Consider the following 15,955-nt stretch of genomic DNA (forward strand, 5'->3'; position numbering starts at 1 on the left):
TTTGTGCATGTAGTTTTTAAATTCAAAATTATTCATACAAATCGAAAATTAATTAATAACATATAATCCGCAACCCATAACTCGAAACCCGTAACTCAAAACTCGCAACCCATAACTCGAAACCCGTAACCCGCAATTAAAAACCAAATGAACGACCTGGAATTTCAAGAACTAACGATCAAAAACTGGTTTCAGTTTGAAAAGCTTATGGGAGAAAAGGGTGGATGCGGTGGATGTTGGTGTATGGCTTTTCGATTACCTACCAAAGAGTTTAATGAGTATAAATACGATGGTAACAAAGCTTTGATGCATGATTTAGTAAAAGAACAGAAGCCAACTGGTTTGCTTGCTTTTTATGATGAAGAACCTATTGGATGGCTTGCACTAGCTCCACGTGAAGATTATATCAAAATTGAAAAATCAAGATCGCTTATTCGGGTAGATGACAAACCTGTTTGGTCCATATCTTGTTTCTTTGTTAGAAAAGAATATCGTAGAGAAGGAATATCCAAAGCGTTGATCAAAGGTGCTATCGATTTTGCCAGAGCGAAAAATATAAAAACTTTAGAAGCTTATCCAGCCTTGCCCTATGCAGAAAAAATGCCTGATGCTTTTCTTTGGGTGGGACTCTTGAGTAGTTTCTTAGCAAACGGCTTCCAAATTGTTAAACAAAATGGAAAAAGTCGTGCTATTGTGAGATTAGATGTTTAGATTTGTTTCCTAAATTTATTAGCATTTTAGTATTATTGCTAAATAAATTAAAGTTGTTATGATGGATACCAATTCTATACAGCCTTTAGCGGAGCGCCTTCGACCTAAAACTTTAGATGATTATATCAGCCAGTCACATTTGGTAGGAAATGGAGGTGTGTTGCGTAAAATGATAGAAATGGATTCATTTCCATCAATGATCTTTTGGGGCCCTCCCGGAACAGGTAAAACAACCCTAGCTTTAATTATTGCCAATACAGCCAAACGCCCATTTTATCAGTTAAGTGCAATTAACTCGGGAGTAAAAGATGTGCGCGAAGTTATTGATAAGGCATCTGCAGGAAGAGGGATATTTGCACAGCGACCAATTTTATTTATTGATGAAATACATCGTTTTAGCAAGTCGCAGCAAGATTCACTACTTGGCGCAGTTGAAAAAGGCCTGGTTACATTGATCGGAGCAACAACTGAAAATCCGAGTTTCGAAGTTATTCCGGCTTTATTATCTCGTTGTCAGGTGTATGTACTTAATCACTTCACTAAGGCCGATCTTGACCAATTATTGAAAAAAGCCATCTCAACAGATGAATTTCTGCAACAAAGGGAAATTGAATTAAACGAAACGGACGCTTTAATTAGAATTTCGGGAGGAGATGCCCGAAAACTCTTAAATACACTTGAACTTGTGGTAGCCGGAATCCCTGATAGATCAATAAAAATTACCAATGAATTGGTGGCTTCAATGGCACAAAAGAATGGTGCTTTTTATGATAAGTCGGGTGAGCAACATTATGATATTATATCAGCTTTTATAAAATCGATCAGAGGGAGTGATCCTAATGGTGCTGTTTATTGGTTAGCCCGTATGATTGAAGGGGGGGAGGACCTGAAATTTATTGCTCGACGCCTATTGATATCTGCTTCAGAAGATATCGGGAATGCTAACCCCACAGCATTAGTGATCGCCAATAATACCTTTCAGGCTGTTCAAACCATTGGTTATCCTGAAAGCAGAATACTATTAAGCCAATGTGCTGTTTATTTGGCTACTTCTCCCAAAAGTAATGCATCTTACATGGCTATTAACAAGGCCATTCAGTTGGTTAAACAAACAGGCGACCTTCCGGTACCGCTGCATTTGCGTAATGCTCCAACCAAATTAATGAAGGAACTTAATTATGGTAAAGACTACCTGTATTCCCATGATTATGAAGGGAATTTTGTTAACCAGGAATTCTTGCCTGACGAATTAAGTGGCGAAAAAATTTATGAGCCTGGAGCCAATTCGAAAGAAGAGCAATATCGTCAATGGTTAAAAGCGCGATGGAAAGGTAAGTACGATTACTAATATTCAGTATTTAATGCAATACCTCCTTATACAGTGGCATCAAGCTTTAGCTCAATAAATAGGGGATTGTTTAATTCATTGGATTTAAGCTTTTTTATCGTTTCCTGAAATCCTAAGAAATTTACTGTTAGCGTAATTTTCTTTTTGTTAATTAAGCGGGTAGGAATTTCAAGCCTGAAGTTTCCATCTTTATCCGAATAAGTCTTTACATCAGTTCCTTTAATGGAAATTACCGCCCCCTGTACACTTTCATTGTCCTGTTTATAAAGTACTCTTCCGGTTATTACTTTAATACTATCGGATATGTTGATGGAAATTTCTTGTGTGTTATACGAAGTGATTTTTATTTTTTCACTCCAACTAGTTGCTCCTTTAGCATTATTTATTAAACCCAGTGAAAGTAATAACGAACTAAAAAAAACTTTTAATCCGGAGTAAAATGTAATTGGTTTTATGGATGAAGAATTAATTTTTAACCGTAAATCTTTTCTTTTGGTGGCAATTTATTGTTAAATTTATTATGCGTCTGGTTAATTAAACTTTAAGTTGACGTTCTACAACATCCTATTATAGTGCACTTTTTTTATTACCGAGCCAACATCCAAAAGCAGATAAACCTCTATAAAGTTTGAATCTTTCGCTCAATTCTTGGTGATAATTTATTTAGCAGCTGAAATGAAATTAAAGATTTACGCGCCTCTGATAATTTTGTTGCTAAATTCTGTCAACTTGCTAGCTCAAAGTGGTTTAACTGGTTTTAATTACCAAACCATTATCAGAAATGCTTCAGGAACTCCATTAGCTAATCAAACGGTAACGATGCGTTTTAGCATCCAGAGCGGTTCAGGTTCCGGAACTGTTGAGTATGCCGAATCTCAATCTCTTACAACTAATCAATTTGGATTGGTCACACATGTTGTCGGGCGGGGGACGGCTATTTCAGGCCGGTTCTCCGAAATTAAATGGAGTAATGCCAATCAATACATTAAAGTTGAGGTTGATTTAAACAATGGGACTAATTTCACCACTTTAGGTACCATTGAATTAGTCGCAGTTCCTTATGCATTATTTTCATTGGGAGGAAACTCGACCTCTTTACATAATGAATTGGATAAGGAGTCAACTGTTTACCAACAGGGCCCGAAAGGTGATAAAGGCGACAAAGGTGAAAAAGGAGATACGGGTCCTGGCTGTATAACTGGTGCTCAAGGTCCTACTGGTGCTCAGGGACCTGTCGGTGAAAAAGGAGAAACAGGAGCTGTTGGACCTGTTGGCTCAATAGGAGAAACAGGTGCGCAAGGCCCTATTGGTCCTCAGGGAAAACAAGGTGAAACTGGTCCTGTCGGTCCGGAAGGCCCAACCGGTCCTCCCGGAATTCAAGGCCCAGAAGGTGCACAAGGACCTAAAGGCGATAAAGGTGATACAGGTATTCAAGGGCAGGTCGGCCCTAAAGGTAATACGGGGCCTCAAGGTCCAACCGGAGCACAGGGACCTCAAGGTATTGCTGGTCCTCCAGGAGATTGTACAACTGTTGTAGGGCCTCCGGGTCCGGAAGGCCCTGCAGGAGCAACTGGTCCACAAGGCCCAGCCGGTCAGAAGGGTGATACGGGAGCTCAGGGACCAGCTGGTGAAACAGGAGCAATAGGTCCGCAAGGACCGGCTGGTCCTGCCGGTTCAATTGAGGGAACTACTGCATCTGGCGATTTAAGTGGAACTTATCCCGGACCTTCAGTAATAAAACTTCAGGGATTTGCAGTTGCCAGCACAACCCCAGCTAATGGTCAAGTGCTGAAATGGAACGGAAGTGCATGGTCACCAGCTACCGAGAGCAACGGTTCTGCCTTTGCCCTTCCGTTTTCTCAAGGTTATAACGGGTCAGGAAATGCTTTTGAATTAACCCATAAAGGTAATGGTAAAGCTATAGTTGGCTTCAATTCCGGTACAGGTTCTGCCGGATTCTTCCAAATTACCGGAACTGGTAACAGCTCAAATGCATTAACCGGTATGACAAACGGTACTGGCTTTGCCGGTTATTTTCAAGGCTCCAATGCACTATTTACTGTTGGAGCTTTACGGTTTACCGGATTGGGCGAAGCAGCCGGAAAGGTACTTATGTCGGATGCAAATGGAAATGCAACATGGAGCACTGTTGATGGTACTGTTGGTCCTCCAGGCCCTCAGGGTCCACAAGGCCCTGCTGGTCCAAAAGGAGATTCCGGAGCAACTGGAGCAACAGGTCTTCAGGGAGATGCAGGTCCTATCGGTTTAACCGGAGCAACCGGTCCTTCAGGTCCAGTTGGTCCAAAGGGAGATCCAGGAGCAACTGGTCCGGCAGGTCCTTCCGGACCCCAAGGGCCTCAAGGTCCTGCTGGAAGTATTCAGGATGCTCCAGCAAGTGGCGATTTAAGTGGCAATTATCCCTCTCCAACAGTGGTTGGTTTACAAAACAGACCAATAGCTACTACAGCCCCTACAAATGGTCAACTATTAAAGTGGAATGGTACGGCATGGGCTCCAGCTACAGAATCAGGCGGATCAGGATTTTCAATTCCATTTTCAGCGAGTACCAATGTAACCGGTAATGCTTTTGAGATCACGCATTCTGCAAATGGAAAGGCTATTGTCGGCTTTAATAGTGGCGTTGGTAATGCTGGTCATTTTCAAATTGTAAATGAAAATAATACAGCTAATGCGCTAACGGGTATTACAAACGGAAAAGGTATTGGTGTTTATGGTGAAGCTTCAGCAGCAGGTACTGCGGCTTCCTTTAAAGCCATTGCTATTGGTGGGAAAGCTTTAGTTACAGAGGGTTCGATTCAACTTAAAGGACAAGGCGCCACTGCCGGCTATGTATTAACATCAGATTCAATTGGTAATGCTACCTGGCAGGTTTCCCAGGGTGGTGGAGTTGGCGGACCTAAAGTGGGTTTCGAAGCAGTTCCTCCAACTGATACTGCCAAGTTAATCGCCATTCCTACCAATAAATTGTATTCGCTAAAATTTAATAAGGAAAGCTATGATGATGGTGGTGTTTATGACACCTCTGGTGTATTTACTGCTCCTGTGGCGGGTGTTTACCACTTTGATGTGGCCGTTGCCGTGGATGCAACTTCATTTGCCGGATTGTCTACATTAAAACTCAATATAAACGGGAATTCGCACAGGGAAGCACTTAATCCTTCAAGGAATTCAGGTACTGTTACCTTAAACATAAGTACTAATCTAAAACTGGCAAAAGGTGATAAGGTTACTTTAGCTTTATTCTTACAGGCTGAAGAAACAACCAGAAATCTTTATTGGGGTAGTAGGTATAGTTATTTTGCAGGTAATCAGGTTTATTAGGCTATGAAAAAGTACGTATATATAGGGATGTTGCTTTTTATAGCTTTTGGTGTAAAGGCGCAGGTCGAAGTTAGTAGCCCGGGCTCAGCTAATACATTGGTTAAAATGGACAGACAGGTAGTTGCCAGTGGAGGTGGTTATTGTGTTACTTCCCAAGGAGTAAGTTTTCAGCATTGTTTCGGCGAAGTGATAGTTCAGAGTCTAATTCAGCCCAACCAACTACTAACGCAAGGATTTGAGCAGCCCCACTTATTAATTAACCGTTTTTCAGAAATAACAAAATCAAAAACATTTGAATTAATACTTTATCCTAATCCTACTTCTTATCTCACTAAAGTAAAATTTGTACTAAAGCAGCCTGCAAAAGTTAAAGTGGTAGTGATGGATGGTTTAGGGCGAATTTTAAATTCTTTTTCAAAAAATTATGAATTGGGAGCAGTTGAAATTCCAATTGATGTAAAACACCTGGCAATAGGAGGGTATTATGTTCAAGTTTATATCAATAATGAAAAATATGAACGTAAATTATTAATTGAATAAAATAATTAATGATCAAGATAATGGTAGCATAGTATTTTATCCAATTAAATGTAGAATAAAAGCAAAGTGATGGTTATGATTTGTTCAGTGTCTTAGCCAGAGTTAAAAAAAAGGTTTGTTTGAAACCTTTGATAATCAAAGGAATGATGTTTAAATTTAATAGTATGTTAAGAGCAGAAGATAGGCTTAACCGCTTTGGCATAATAATGGCGGATTGGCGAAGAACGTTAAACACTTCCATCCAAAACCATACTATTTAGGTAGAAAAAGTAATGCTTTTTGGGAATTGTTAAACAATTCCCTTTTTTATTGTTTTATGTATTTTTAAGAATTTGCGTTTATTTGCGAAAAATTTGAGTTTCTATGGCTAAAAATTTATTGATTGTTGAGTCACCGGCAAAAGCCAAAACCATCGAAGGGTATTTGGGCAAGGATTTTATGGTTAAGTCCAGCTTTGGCCATATACGCGACTTAGCTAAAGGTGATGATGCCATTGATGTAAATAACGACTTTGCCCAGAAATATGAAGTTCCGGAAGATAAACGCGCGGTTGTTTCTGAGTTAAAGAAATTAGCCAAAGATGCTGAGATGGTATGGCTGGCATCCGATGAAGATCGCGAAGGAGAAGCAATTTCATGGCATTTGTTGCAAACCTTAGGGTTGGATGAATCCAAAACTAAACGTATTGTTTTTCATGAGATTACTAAACCGGCGATTTTAAAAGCGATTGAAAATCCTCGCTCAATTGATTACGGACTGGTTCACGCACAACAAGCCCGACGTGTGTTGGATCGTTTGGTTGGTTTTGAGCTTTCTCCAATCCTTTGGAAAAAAGTAAAACCTTCTTTATCTGCCGGACGTGTTCAATCAGTAGCTGTACGCTTAATCGTTGAACGCGAACGTGAAATAAATCACTTTAATGCTGAAGCTCAATTTAAAATAACAGCGCTTTTCAGCACTGACGGTAAGAAGGTTAATTTAAAAGCTGAATTACCTCAACGTTTTAAAACTGCTGCTGAAGGCGAAAAATTTCTGACAGATTGCTTAGGTGCCAACTTCAAAGTGAACTCTTTGGAGGTAAAACCTGCAAAAAGAACTCCGGCTCCTCCTTTTACCACTTCGACATTGCAACAGGAGGCCTCCCGCAAATTAGGTTTTTCGGTAAGCAGAACGATGCAAGTTGCTCAACGTTTGTATGAGGCCGGAAAGATCACTTACATGCGTACCGACTCGGTAAACCTTTCGGATACCGCATTAAATTCAGCTGAAAAAGAAATCAGAACAGCTTATGGCGATCAATATCACCATTTAAGAAAATATAAAACGAAATCATCAGGGGCTCAAGAGGCTCACGAAGCGATTCGTCCTACTTATTTCAATGATCATACAATCGACGGTGAACCTGCAGAGCGTCGTTTATATGAATTAATTTGGAAACGTGCTATCGCCTCTCAAATGAGCGATGCAGCTTTTGAACGTACAAATGTTAAAATTGGCATTTCATCACGTACAGAAGAGTTTCAGGCGCAAGGTGAAGTGTTAAAGTTTGATGGCTTCCTGAAAGTTTATATGGAGTCTCATGATGATGAGGATGATGTAAATGATGAAGATACTTCAATTCTTCCTCCATTAACAAAAGGTCAGGCGCTTGAACTTAAGGAAATGACCGCTGCTGAACGTTTTTCTCGTCCCGCAGCAAGATATACAGAGGCAAGTTTGGTAAAGAAATTAGAAGAATTAGGCATTGGCCGTCCTTCTACCTATGCACCAACTATTTCTACCATCCAAAAACGCGGTTATGTTATTAAAGAGGATCGTGAAGGAAAACAGCGTCAATATCAGTTGTTTATCTTAAAAGATGGTAAGATTGAAAAGAAAACTGAGTCTGAAACATACGGAAATGAAAAAGCCAAGTTGTTTCCAAGTGATATCGGTGCTTTAGTAAATGATTTCCTTGTACAGCATTTTGAAAATGTTGTCGATTATAATTTCACAGCTTCTGTAGAAAAAGAGTTTGACGAAATTGCTCAGGGTATGAAAGAATGGACGGAAATGATCCACTCATTCTATACACCTTTTCATCAGGATGTTGAAAAAACGATTCAGACTGCAGACCGTGTCCGCGCAGATCGTGATTTAGGTATCGATCCTGAATCTGGTAAACGTGTTTCCGTACGCATGGGCCGCTACGGGCCTTTTGTTCAGATTGGTGAAACTGATGATGAAGAGAAGCCGCGTTATGCAAGCTTGAAGGCTGGTCAAATGATCGAGACTATTTCTTTTGATGAAGCATTGGATCTATTCAAATTGCCTAAGAAAGTTGGAATTTTCGAAGATAAAGAAATGACAGTAGCCATTGGTCGTTTCGGACCTTATATTCGTCATAATAATGCGTTTTATTCGTTAACGAAAGAAGACGATCCGTTTACTATTGATGAAGCTCGTTCTATTGAGCTCATTTTAGCCAAACGCGAAAAAGACGCTAATAAATTGATCAAATCATTTGATGAGGATGAAAATGTAAAAGTGTTAAATGGCCGGTGGGGACCGTATATTGCTTTCGGAAAGCAGAACGTTAAAATCCCTAAAGGCACAGATCCTGCATCATTAACATATGCTGAGTGTAAAGAATTAGCTGAAAAAGATGCTTCAGCAGAAAAAGCCGGAACAAAGAAGAAGGTTCCTGCTAAAGCAGCGGCAGCTAAGAAAGCACCAGCCAAAAAGACCGTAGCAAAAGCGAAAAAATAATTAGTTCATAGTTCATAGCAAATGGTTCATAAAAATCTGCTATGAACTATGAACCATTAACCATGAACTAAAATGAAAAAAGATCTTCCTGAAAATAAAGTTACCGATGTGGCGATGGCTGTGGCATTAGAAAATGAAAGTGCCGAAAGCAGGGTCTGGAATGTGTATCTGTTAAACCTGAAAGATCAGCCGTTAGAAACTGTCTTAATAAATTCCAAAGGTTATGGAAAGCACAACGGTAAAGATGTTAAAACCTCAGTTCTTCGTCATATTGTAGGTGAAGTTGGTGCAAATATGTTTGCAAAGATTGAAGCCATTGATGAGCAGGTATTTGGCTTAACGAATGAGTATTGGTTGAGCTTCTACCAAAATGGAGTTATTTACGATAAGAAGTTTATTTTCTTGCCTGAAAGTATTATTGACGACAACTTTGTTAAACTACCACTGATCGGAAAAGTGGGAGTTATGATCAAATAATAGGTTAACAATTTATTAAGAATGCGCTTCATTAGTTATCTGATGAGGCGCATTCTTTTTTATGTGCTATAAAGGAATTATAGTTTATGTATTAACTTTTTTGATGTAGCATTAATTATTTTTTACTATTCGTTTTTTTTATCACTTTTAAGGCATATTCTAAATATATGTCTACACTTCATACCTTTCGTCCGAGTCGAAAAAGACTCTTTAGCGCTATCTATACATCATTGTTAATTGTGGTTATTGGTTTTGTGGGAATTACTTCTTGTAAAAAGAAGCTTCAGGAGCCAGATAAAGCGTTTGGCCAGTACATAGAAGCATATACCTCTGGTTTGGTTTCGCGTCAAAGTCCAATAAGGATTCAGTTAGCTGTACAAACAGAAACCTTACATGCAGCAGAAGAACCGCTTGCTGATGGAATATTTTCCATTTCTCCCTCTGTTGATGGGAAAGCATACTGGGTAGACGCTCGTACCATTGAGTTTCGTCCGGATGAAACCATGAAAGCGGATCAATTGTATGAAGTTAAATTTAAGCTGGGCAAGATTACGGAGGTTCCAGATCAGTTTTCGACATTCGAGTTTAGTTTTTCTACATTAAAACCATCTTTTTCAATAGATTATAATGGGTTTGTGTCCATTGATAATTCATTGGAATGGATGAGCTACTCTGGTATAATTGCTACTGCAGATGGGGAAGATCCGGAAAAGGTAGAACAAATGATCACTGCTAATTTGGGTGGTAGAAAAATCAGCTTAAAATGGACACATGAGAATGATTTGCGTGTGCACAAGTTTGTTGTCGACAGTTTACACAGATCTAGTACCGCTCAGCAACTGGTTATTTCAGGTTCCGGACAACCGCTGAATGTTGATAAAAAGATTGATAAAAGGGTAGAACTGCCGGCTGTAGGTGATTTTAAAGTGTTAGAAGTTAGAGCTGTAAATGAACCTGATCAATACATTCTTATTCAGTTTTCCGATCCGGTGTCCATCAGTCAAGATCTCGAAGGCTTAATTGCCGTAGAGCAAGTGTCTGATTTACGCTTTACCATTACAGGTAGTGAAGTTAAAGTGTATGCACCTGATCATCTGAACGAAAATTATACAGTCAGAATAGCACCGGGAATTAAAAACATAATTGAAAAAGAATTACCTGCTCCATTGTCGGCAACGGTATTTTTTGAAAACCGCTATCCGAGTGTAGAAATCCCCGGTAATGGAGCCATCTTGCCAACAGGTGGTAAGTTAGTAATGCCATTTTTTGCTACTAACTTAAAAGCCGTTGATGTTACGATTATTAAAATCTACGAAAATAATATCCCTCAGTATTTGCAGGATAACAATCTGAATAGCGAATCATCTTACAATCTGAGGAGAGTTGGAAAACCTGTTGTTCAAAAAACAATCAGGCTAGATGTAGATAGAGGGGTGCAATTGCAAAAGAAAAACAGGTTTGCTCTTGATCTTGATAAACTTATCAGGACTGAACCGGGCGCAATTTATCGTATCACTATCGGATTCCGTAAAGAGTATTCATTATATAATTGTTCAGAAGCTGATACCGAAGAAAATGCAGCAAGTGAACGAGAGTACTATGGTGAAAAAATAGATGAAGATGACGAATTCTGGAGTCGTTATGACTCCTATTACCCTTATGGTTATAGTTGGGACGAACGGGAAGATCCATGTAAGTTTTCTTTCTACAATAAACAAAAATGGGCTGTTCGAAATGTATTAGCATCAAATCTGGGAATTATCGCCAAACGTGGAAATGATAACAACATGTTTGTGGCTATTACGGATCTCTTAACAACAAAATCTGTTGAAGGTGCCGAAATTCAGTTATTGGACTATCAACGCCAGGTTTTAGCATCGGGAAAAACGGATGCAGACGGTTGGGCTCGTTTCGACCTTCCTCGTCAACCATTTATATTATTAGCAAAAAGTGGGGTACAACGTGGTTATCTGCGTTTGGATGATGGAAGTTCGTTACCAATCAGCAAATTCAATTTAGGAGGAGAAGAGATTCAAAAAGGAATAAAAGGGTTTATTTACGGCGAACGTGGTGTTTGGCGCCCTGGTGATTCAATTTTTGTAAGTTTCATTCTGGAAGATAAAGAAAACAAGCTACCCCAGGGACACCCAGTAAGTTTTGAGTTGTATAATCCTAAGGGGCAGCTATACAAACGAATTGTTCAAACCAAAAATGTAAATGGTTTTTATGCATTTCCTACCGTTACTGAGGCAAATTCTCCAACAGGAAACTGGCAGGCAAAAATTAAAGTAGGCGGGGCAACGTTTCAGAAAACGATTCGTATTGAAACAATTATGCCGAATCGATTAAAAATAAACTTGGATTTCGGTGGAAGAAAAGAACTAAGTAAAGGACAAAATCCGACCGGACAATTAAATGCACGTTGGCTCTTCGGTGGAACAGCTCATAGCTTAAAAGCCAAAGTTGATGTTTCTTTGTCTTCAATTACTACCGCTTTTAAAGGTTTAGGTGAATATAATTTTGAAGATCCGGCTACTTCCTTCTCTACAGAGAATAAAACCATTTTTGACGGCCAACTGGATGATAATGGTAATGCCACTGTTCAGGCCAACATTTCAGCTGATAAAAATGCACCCGGAATGCTTAATGCGAATTTTCTTGTAAAGGTTTTTGAACCGGGAGGAAATTTTAGCATCGATAATTTCAGTATGCCATATCATGTATATAATTCATATGTTGGGATAAAAGTTCCGGAAGGTGATAAATACACCGGTATGTTGCCAACAGGAAGAGATAACCTGATTTCTATAGCGAACGTAACCACGTCCGGGGCATTAATTGGTGGTCAGCGTCAGGTTGAAGTGGAAGTCTTTAAAATCCAATGGAAATGGTGGTGGGATGAAACCAGTGATAACTTTAGCAATTTTACACAGGATGAATATAATAAGTTCATTAAAAGAGAAGCAGTAACCCTTCAAAATGGTCGAGGTAACTGGAATTTACGAGTAACTGATAATGATTGGGGCAGATACCTGGTTAGAATCAGGGATTTGCAAAGCGGCCATGTTACAGGTCAGATTGTTTACCTTGATAATCCTTATTGGAGTTCACGTTCTGATGGCAGCGGAACGACAGCTGCAACGATGTTAACATTTACCAGTGATAAGGAAAAATACAATGTAGGTGAAGATGTTAAACTAACGATTCCATCAGCACAAGGTGGTCGTGCGTTGGTAAGTATTGAATCGGGAAGTCGTGTGGTGAAAACCTATTGGGTAAATGCAGAAAAAGGAGAGACAAAGTTCAGCTTTAAAGCAGAAAGCAACATGTCGCCAAATGTGTTTGTCAATGTAACGCTATTGCAGCCCCATTCACAAACGATTAACGATAAACCAATAAGAATGTACGGTGCTATTCCGGTTACCATAGAGGATAAAAACACCATTTTAAAACCGATTTTAAAAATACCGACAAGTATTCGTCCCGAAAGTGTGGTCAATTTTTCTGTTTCGGAAGCCACAGGTAAAGACATGACTTATACGGTAGCCCTGGTTGATGAAGGTTTATTAGATATCACCAGGTTTAAAACGCCGGATCCATATTCATCATTTTATGCCCGCGAAGCTTTGGGGGTAAAAACATGGGATTTGTTCGATAATGTTATTGGAGCATGGGGAGGTGAGCTGGAACGTATTTTAAGTATCGGTGGTGATCAAAGTGGAGGAAAAGCTGCAGCTGCAAACCGTGCCAATCGCTTTAAACCTGTGGTTAAATTCCTGGGTCCTTTTACCTTAAAAGGGAAAGGTGTTAATAATCACAGCATCAAACTACCTCCGTATATTGGATCGGTACGTGTAATGGTAATTGCCGGTAATAAAGGAGCCTACGGATTCGCAGAGCAACCTGTTGCAGTTAAAAAGCCATTAATGCTGTTAAGTACAATGCCAAGAGTATTAAGTCCGGGCGAAGAGTTTAAGCTTCCTGTAAGCGTTTTTGCAATGGAAAATACGATTAAAAATGCATCGGTAACCTTACAAACAAACCCATATCTAGAAGTCATTGGTTCTAAAACGCAATCGGTTGCATTTAATCAACCTGGAGAAAAGCTGGTTTATTTTGATGTAAGAGTTAAACAAACTATAGGAATCGCTAAAGTTAAACTGACAGCCCAAAGTGGAGGAGAAAAAGCAGACGACGATGTTGAAATTGATGTTCGAAATCCAAATAATGTAATAACGAGAGTACAACAAGCAACGGTTTTACCAGGAAAATCTGCATCATTACCGGTTCAGCTGATTGGTATGGCAGGAACTTCAAGAGGGACACTTGAAGTATCGAGAATTCCGGCTATTAACTTGGCTAAACGGTTGAATTACCTGATTCGTTATCCGCACGGTTGTGTTGAACAAATCACTTCTGCTGTTTTTCCACAATTGGCTTTAAATCAATTAGTGGATCTTTCTGATAAACAAAAAGCTGAAATAGATAGAAACGTAAAAGTTGTAATAAACAGGTATAAAGAATACCAAACAACAGATGGAGGGTTTGGTTATTGGCCAGGCGCTACGCAAGCAGATGAGTGGGGAACCAATTATGCCGGCCATTTATTACTGGAAGCTCAGGAGCGAGGTTATGCATTACCGTCGTCGATGCTTCAGCAATGGAAAAAATTCCAGAAGAGCAAAGCGGTATCATGGACTCCAAGTACCGATAATTTTTATGGAGGTGATCTTTCACAATCGTACCGGTTATATTTATTGGCCTTAGCCAAAGCACCGGAAATCGGAGCGATGAATCGTTTGAAAACATTTAAGTATTTATCAGTAGAAGCCAAATGGAGACTGGCGGCTGCTTATCAGTTGGCTGGTCAGGAAGAAACAGCCAAAGCCATGATTCATGGTTTAGGAACTTCAGTTAAAAAGCAGAATCAGTTGGGAGGAACGTATGGCTCTGACCTGCGTGACGAGGCAATGATCCTTGAAGTGTTGTCACTAATGAATGAACGACAAAAAGCAGCTTCTCTGTTGCAAAGTGTAGCGGCCCGCTTATCGCAGGATGAATGGTACAGTACGCAAACAACAGCTTATTCATTAATTGCTATTGCCGAATATTGTGGTGCTAATACCGGAAAAACGAGTTATGCTTATCAGGCGAATGGTACCAAGGGATCCGTAAACTCTTCAGCATCGGTTTCTCAGTTAAATCTAACCAGAAATGGTGCGGCAACTGTTCAAAATTCAGGATCGAACGTGCTTTATGTTAGGGTTATTACCAGCGGGCAACCACAAGTTGGAGAACCTGTTGAGGCTTTTGAAAACTCGGAGGCACTAAAAATGGACTTAACGTATAAAACGTTGGATGGTAAACCGTTGGATATTACTAAGCTGGAACAGGGAACGGACTTTGTCGCTGAAATAACCGTCACTAATCCGGGTAAACGAGGTAATTATGAAAATTTAGCCTTATCGCAATTATTCCCTTCAGGTTGGCAGATTATCAATACCCGTTTATCGAATAATGAAAATCAGTTTAATTCATCCGCTTCAACCTATAAGGATATAAAGGACGATAAAGTATATACTTATTTTGATTTGCCTTCAAACAGGGCTGTAACGTATCATGTCTTACTAAATGCTTCCTACCTGGGTAAATTTTATTTGCCTGCAACCAATTGTGAAGCTATGTATGACGCGAAGATCAGTTCAGGATCGAAATCGGAATGGGTGGAAGTAATTCCGGCGAGATAAGACCTCACCCCAGCCCTCTCCTAAAGGAGAGGGAGCGCTCGCATTGCAGGACTCCCTCGCCTTTAGGAGAGGGTCGGGGTGAGGTAAACACTTATAAATAAACTTTACAAATGAAAAAACTGTTAGTTATTATTTGCGCTTTCTTTTATTGCACGGTTTCATCGGCACAAAATGTCGATAAAAAGTTAAATGGTGAGTTGCAGGAATTGGTGAAAGGTTTTAACGGAACAGTTGGTATCTACGTGAAGAACCTTAAGACCGGGAAAACTGCCGCATTTAATGCGGATACTATTTTTCCTACGGCCAGTATGATCAAAGTGCCAATTACCATTGGTTTATTCAATAAGATCAACAAAGGTGAGCTAAAGTATGATTCAGTTCTTACCTATAAAGATTCGTTGTTGTATGAAGGAGAAGATATTCTTGGTTCATTCAAAAACAATGAAAAAGTAGCCCTTAGTAAGGTTGCAATGCTGATGATTACAACCAGTGATAATACAGCAAGTTTATGGTGTCAATCGATGGCCGGGAAAGGGACTACTATAAATGAATGGCTGGGAACTAACGGATTTCAATACACAAGAGTCAATTCGCGCACGCCTGGTAGAGAAGCGAATCGTAAACTATATGGTTGGGGACAAACCACTCCTCTTGAGATGGCGGAATTGCTGGTTAGAATCAGGCGAAATGAGGTGATTAGTCCTGCCATTAGTGAACGGATTTATAGAAACCTTATCCGTATTTATTTTGACGGTGAGGCATTGTCACAAATTCCTCCTTATATTCAAGTGGCCTCAAAGCAAGGAGCCGTTGACCAGTCGCGTTCAGAAGTTGTGTTGGTAAATGCGCCGCATGGCGATTATGTATTCTGTATTATCACTAAAAATCAGAAAGATGAAAGTTGGCACGCTAACAATGAGGGTTATGTGTTGATCAGAAAACTATCAGCTTTACTTTGGAATTACTTTGAACCAAATTATGGCTGGAAACCGGCAGAGGGCAGTGAGAAGTTTTATTAATAAGTTGAATATCAATAGCATTG

General features: G+C 39.7%; 9 protein-coding genes. 8 read left to right on the forward strand and 1 reads right to left on the reverse strand.

Annotated features, from left to right (window positions below; translation table 11 throughout):
• Positions 1 to 147: 147 nt before the first annotated feature.
• Together SOLCA_RS05825 and SOLCA_RS05830 are read left to right on the forward strand one after the other, a co-directional pair.
• The gene (locus SOLCA_RS05825) at positions 148 to 711 is read left to right on the forward strand and encodes a GNAT family N-acetyltransferase (protein WP_014679524.1); all 564 of its coding nucleotides are present in this window, start codon (positions 148 to 150) and stop codon (positions 709 to 711) included.
• 58 nt (positions 712 to 769) lie between these two features.
• Positions 770 to 2,059: a replication-associated recombination protein A gene (locus SOLCA_RS05830; protein ID WP_014679525.1), complete on the forward strand. Its 1,290-nt coding sequence runs from the start codon at positions 770 to 772 to the stop codon at positions 2,057 to 2,059.
• 26 nt (positions 2,060 to 2,085) lie between these two features.
• Here SOLCA_RS05830 and SOLCA_RS23920 read toward each other — a convergent pair whose 3' ends face one another.
• Positions 2,086 to 2,562: a carboxypeptidase-like regulatory domain-containing protein gene (locus tag SOLCA_RS23920; protein ID WP_081480026.1), complete on the reverse strand. Its 477-nt coding sequence runs from the start codon at positions 2,560 to 2,562 to the stop codon at positions 2,086 to 2,088.
• Between the two features lie 172 nt (positions 2,563 to 2,734).
• On the opposite strand from SOLCA_RS23920, the gene SOLCA_RS23730 reads away from it, so the two are divergent.
• The 6 genes from SOLCA_RS23730 (at position 2,735) to SOLCA_RS05865 (ending at position 15,932) form a co-directional block, all read left to right on the forward strand.
• On the forward strand, positions 2,735 to 5,401 hold the full coding sequence (locus SOLCA_RS23730; RefSeq protein WP_014679527.1) for a collagen-like triple helix repeat-containing protein: 2,667 nt from the start codon (positions 2,735 to 2,737) through the stop codon (positions 5,399 to 5,401).
• Positions 5,402 to 5,404: 3 nt separating this feature from the next.
• Entirely contained in the window at positions 5,405 to 5,941 is a 537-nt protein-coding gene (locus SOLCA_RS05845; RefSeq protein ID WP_014679528.1) for a T9SS type A sorting domain-containing protein, read from the forward strand.
• Between the two features lie 363 nt (positions 5,942 to 6,304).
• Complete coding sequence (gene topA, locus SOLCA_RS05850) at positions 6,305 to 8,689, forward strand: type I DNA topoisomerase (RefSeq protein WP_014679529.1); 2,385 nt, start codon at positions 6,305 to 6,307, stop codon at positions 8,687 to 8,689.
• Positions 8,690 to 8,761: 72 nt separating this feature from the next.
• Positions 8,762 to 9,166, forward strand: a complete 405-nt coding sequence (locus tag SOLCA_RS05855; protein ID WP_014679530.1) for a hypothetical protein — start codon at positions 8,762 to 8,764, stop codon at positions 9,164 to 9,166.
• Positions 9,167 to 9,333: 167 nt separating this feature from the next.
• Positions 9,334 to 14,913: an alpha-2-macroglobulin family protein gene (locus SOLCA_RS05860; RefSeq protein WP_014679531.1), complete on the forward strand. Its 5,580-nt coding sequence runs from the start codon at positions 9,334 to 9,336 to the stop codon at positions 14,911 to 14,913.
• Between the two features lie 110 nt (positions 14,914 to 15,023).
• Positions 15,024 to 15,932, forward strand: coding sequence for a serine hydrolase (locus SOLCA_RS05865; RefSeq protein ID WP_014679532.1), 909 nt, complete (start codon positions 15,024 to 15,026; stop codon positions 15,930 to 15,932).
• The last annotated feature ends 23 nt before the right edge of the window (positions 15,933 to 15,955 follow it).

It is taken from the genome of Solitalea canadensis DSM 3403, from assembly GCF_000242635.2.
GTDB classification, from domain to species: Bacteria; Bacteroidota; Bacteroidia; order Sphingobacteriales; family Sphingobacteriaceae; genus Solitalea; species Solitalea canadensis.

Excerpts from the sequence above, each read along its gene's own strand:
- SOLCA_RS05825 (WP_014679524.1), top strand. The coding sequence starts at position 148 with ATGAACGACCTGGAATTTCAAGAACTAACGATCAAAAACTGGTTTCAG.
- SOLCA_RS05830 (WP_014679525.1), top strand. The coding sequence starts at position 770 with ATGATGGATACCAATTCTATACAGCCTTTAGCGGAGCGCCTTCGACCT.
- SOLCA_RS23730 (WP_014679527.1), top strand. The coding sequence starts at position 2,735 with ATGAAATTAAAGATTTACGCGCCTCTGATAATTTTGTTGCTAAATTCT.
- SOLCA_RS05845 (WP_014679528.1), top strand. The coding sequence starts at position 5,405 with ATGAAAAAGTACGTATATATAGGGATGTTGCTTTTTATAGCTTTTGGT.
- topA (WP_014679529.1), top strand. The coding sequence starts at position 6,305 with ATGGCTAAAAATTTATTGATTGTTGAGTCACCGGCAAAAGCCAAAACC.
- SOLCA_RS05855 (WP_014679530.1), top strand. The coding sequence starts at position 8,762 with ATGAAAAAAGATCTTCCTGAAAATAAAGTTACCGATGTGGCGATGGCT.
- SOLCA_RS05860 (WP_014679531.1), top strand. The coding sequence starts at position 9,334 with ATGTCTACACTTCATACCTTTCGTCCGAGTCGAAAAAGACTCTTTAGC.
- SOLCA_RS05865 (WP_014679532.1), top strand. The coding sequence starts at position 15,024 with ATGAAAAAACTGTTAGTTATTATTTGCGCTTTCTTTTATTGCACGGTT.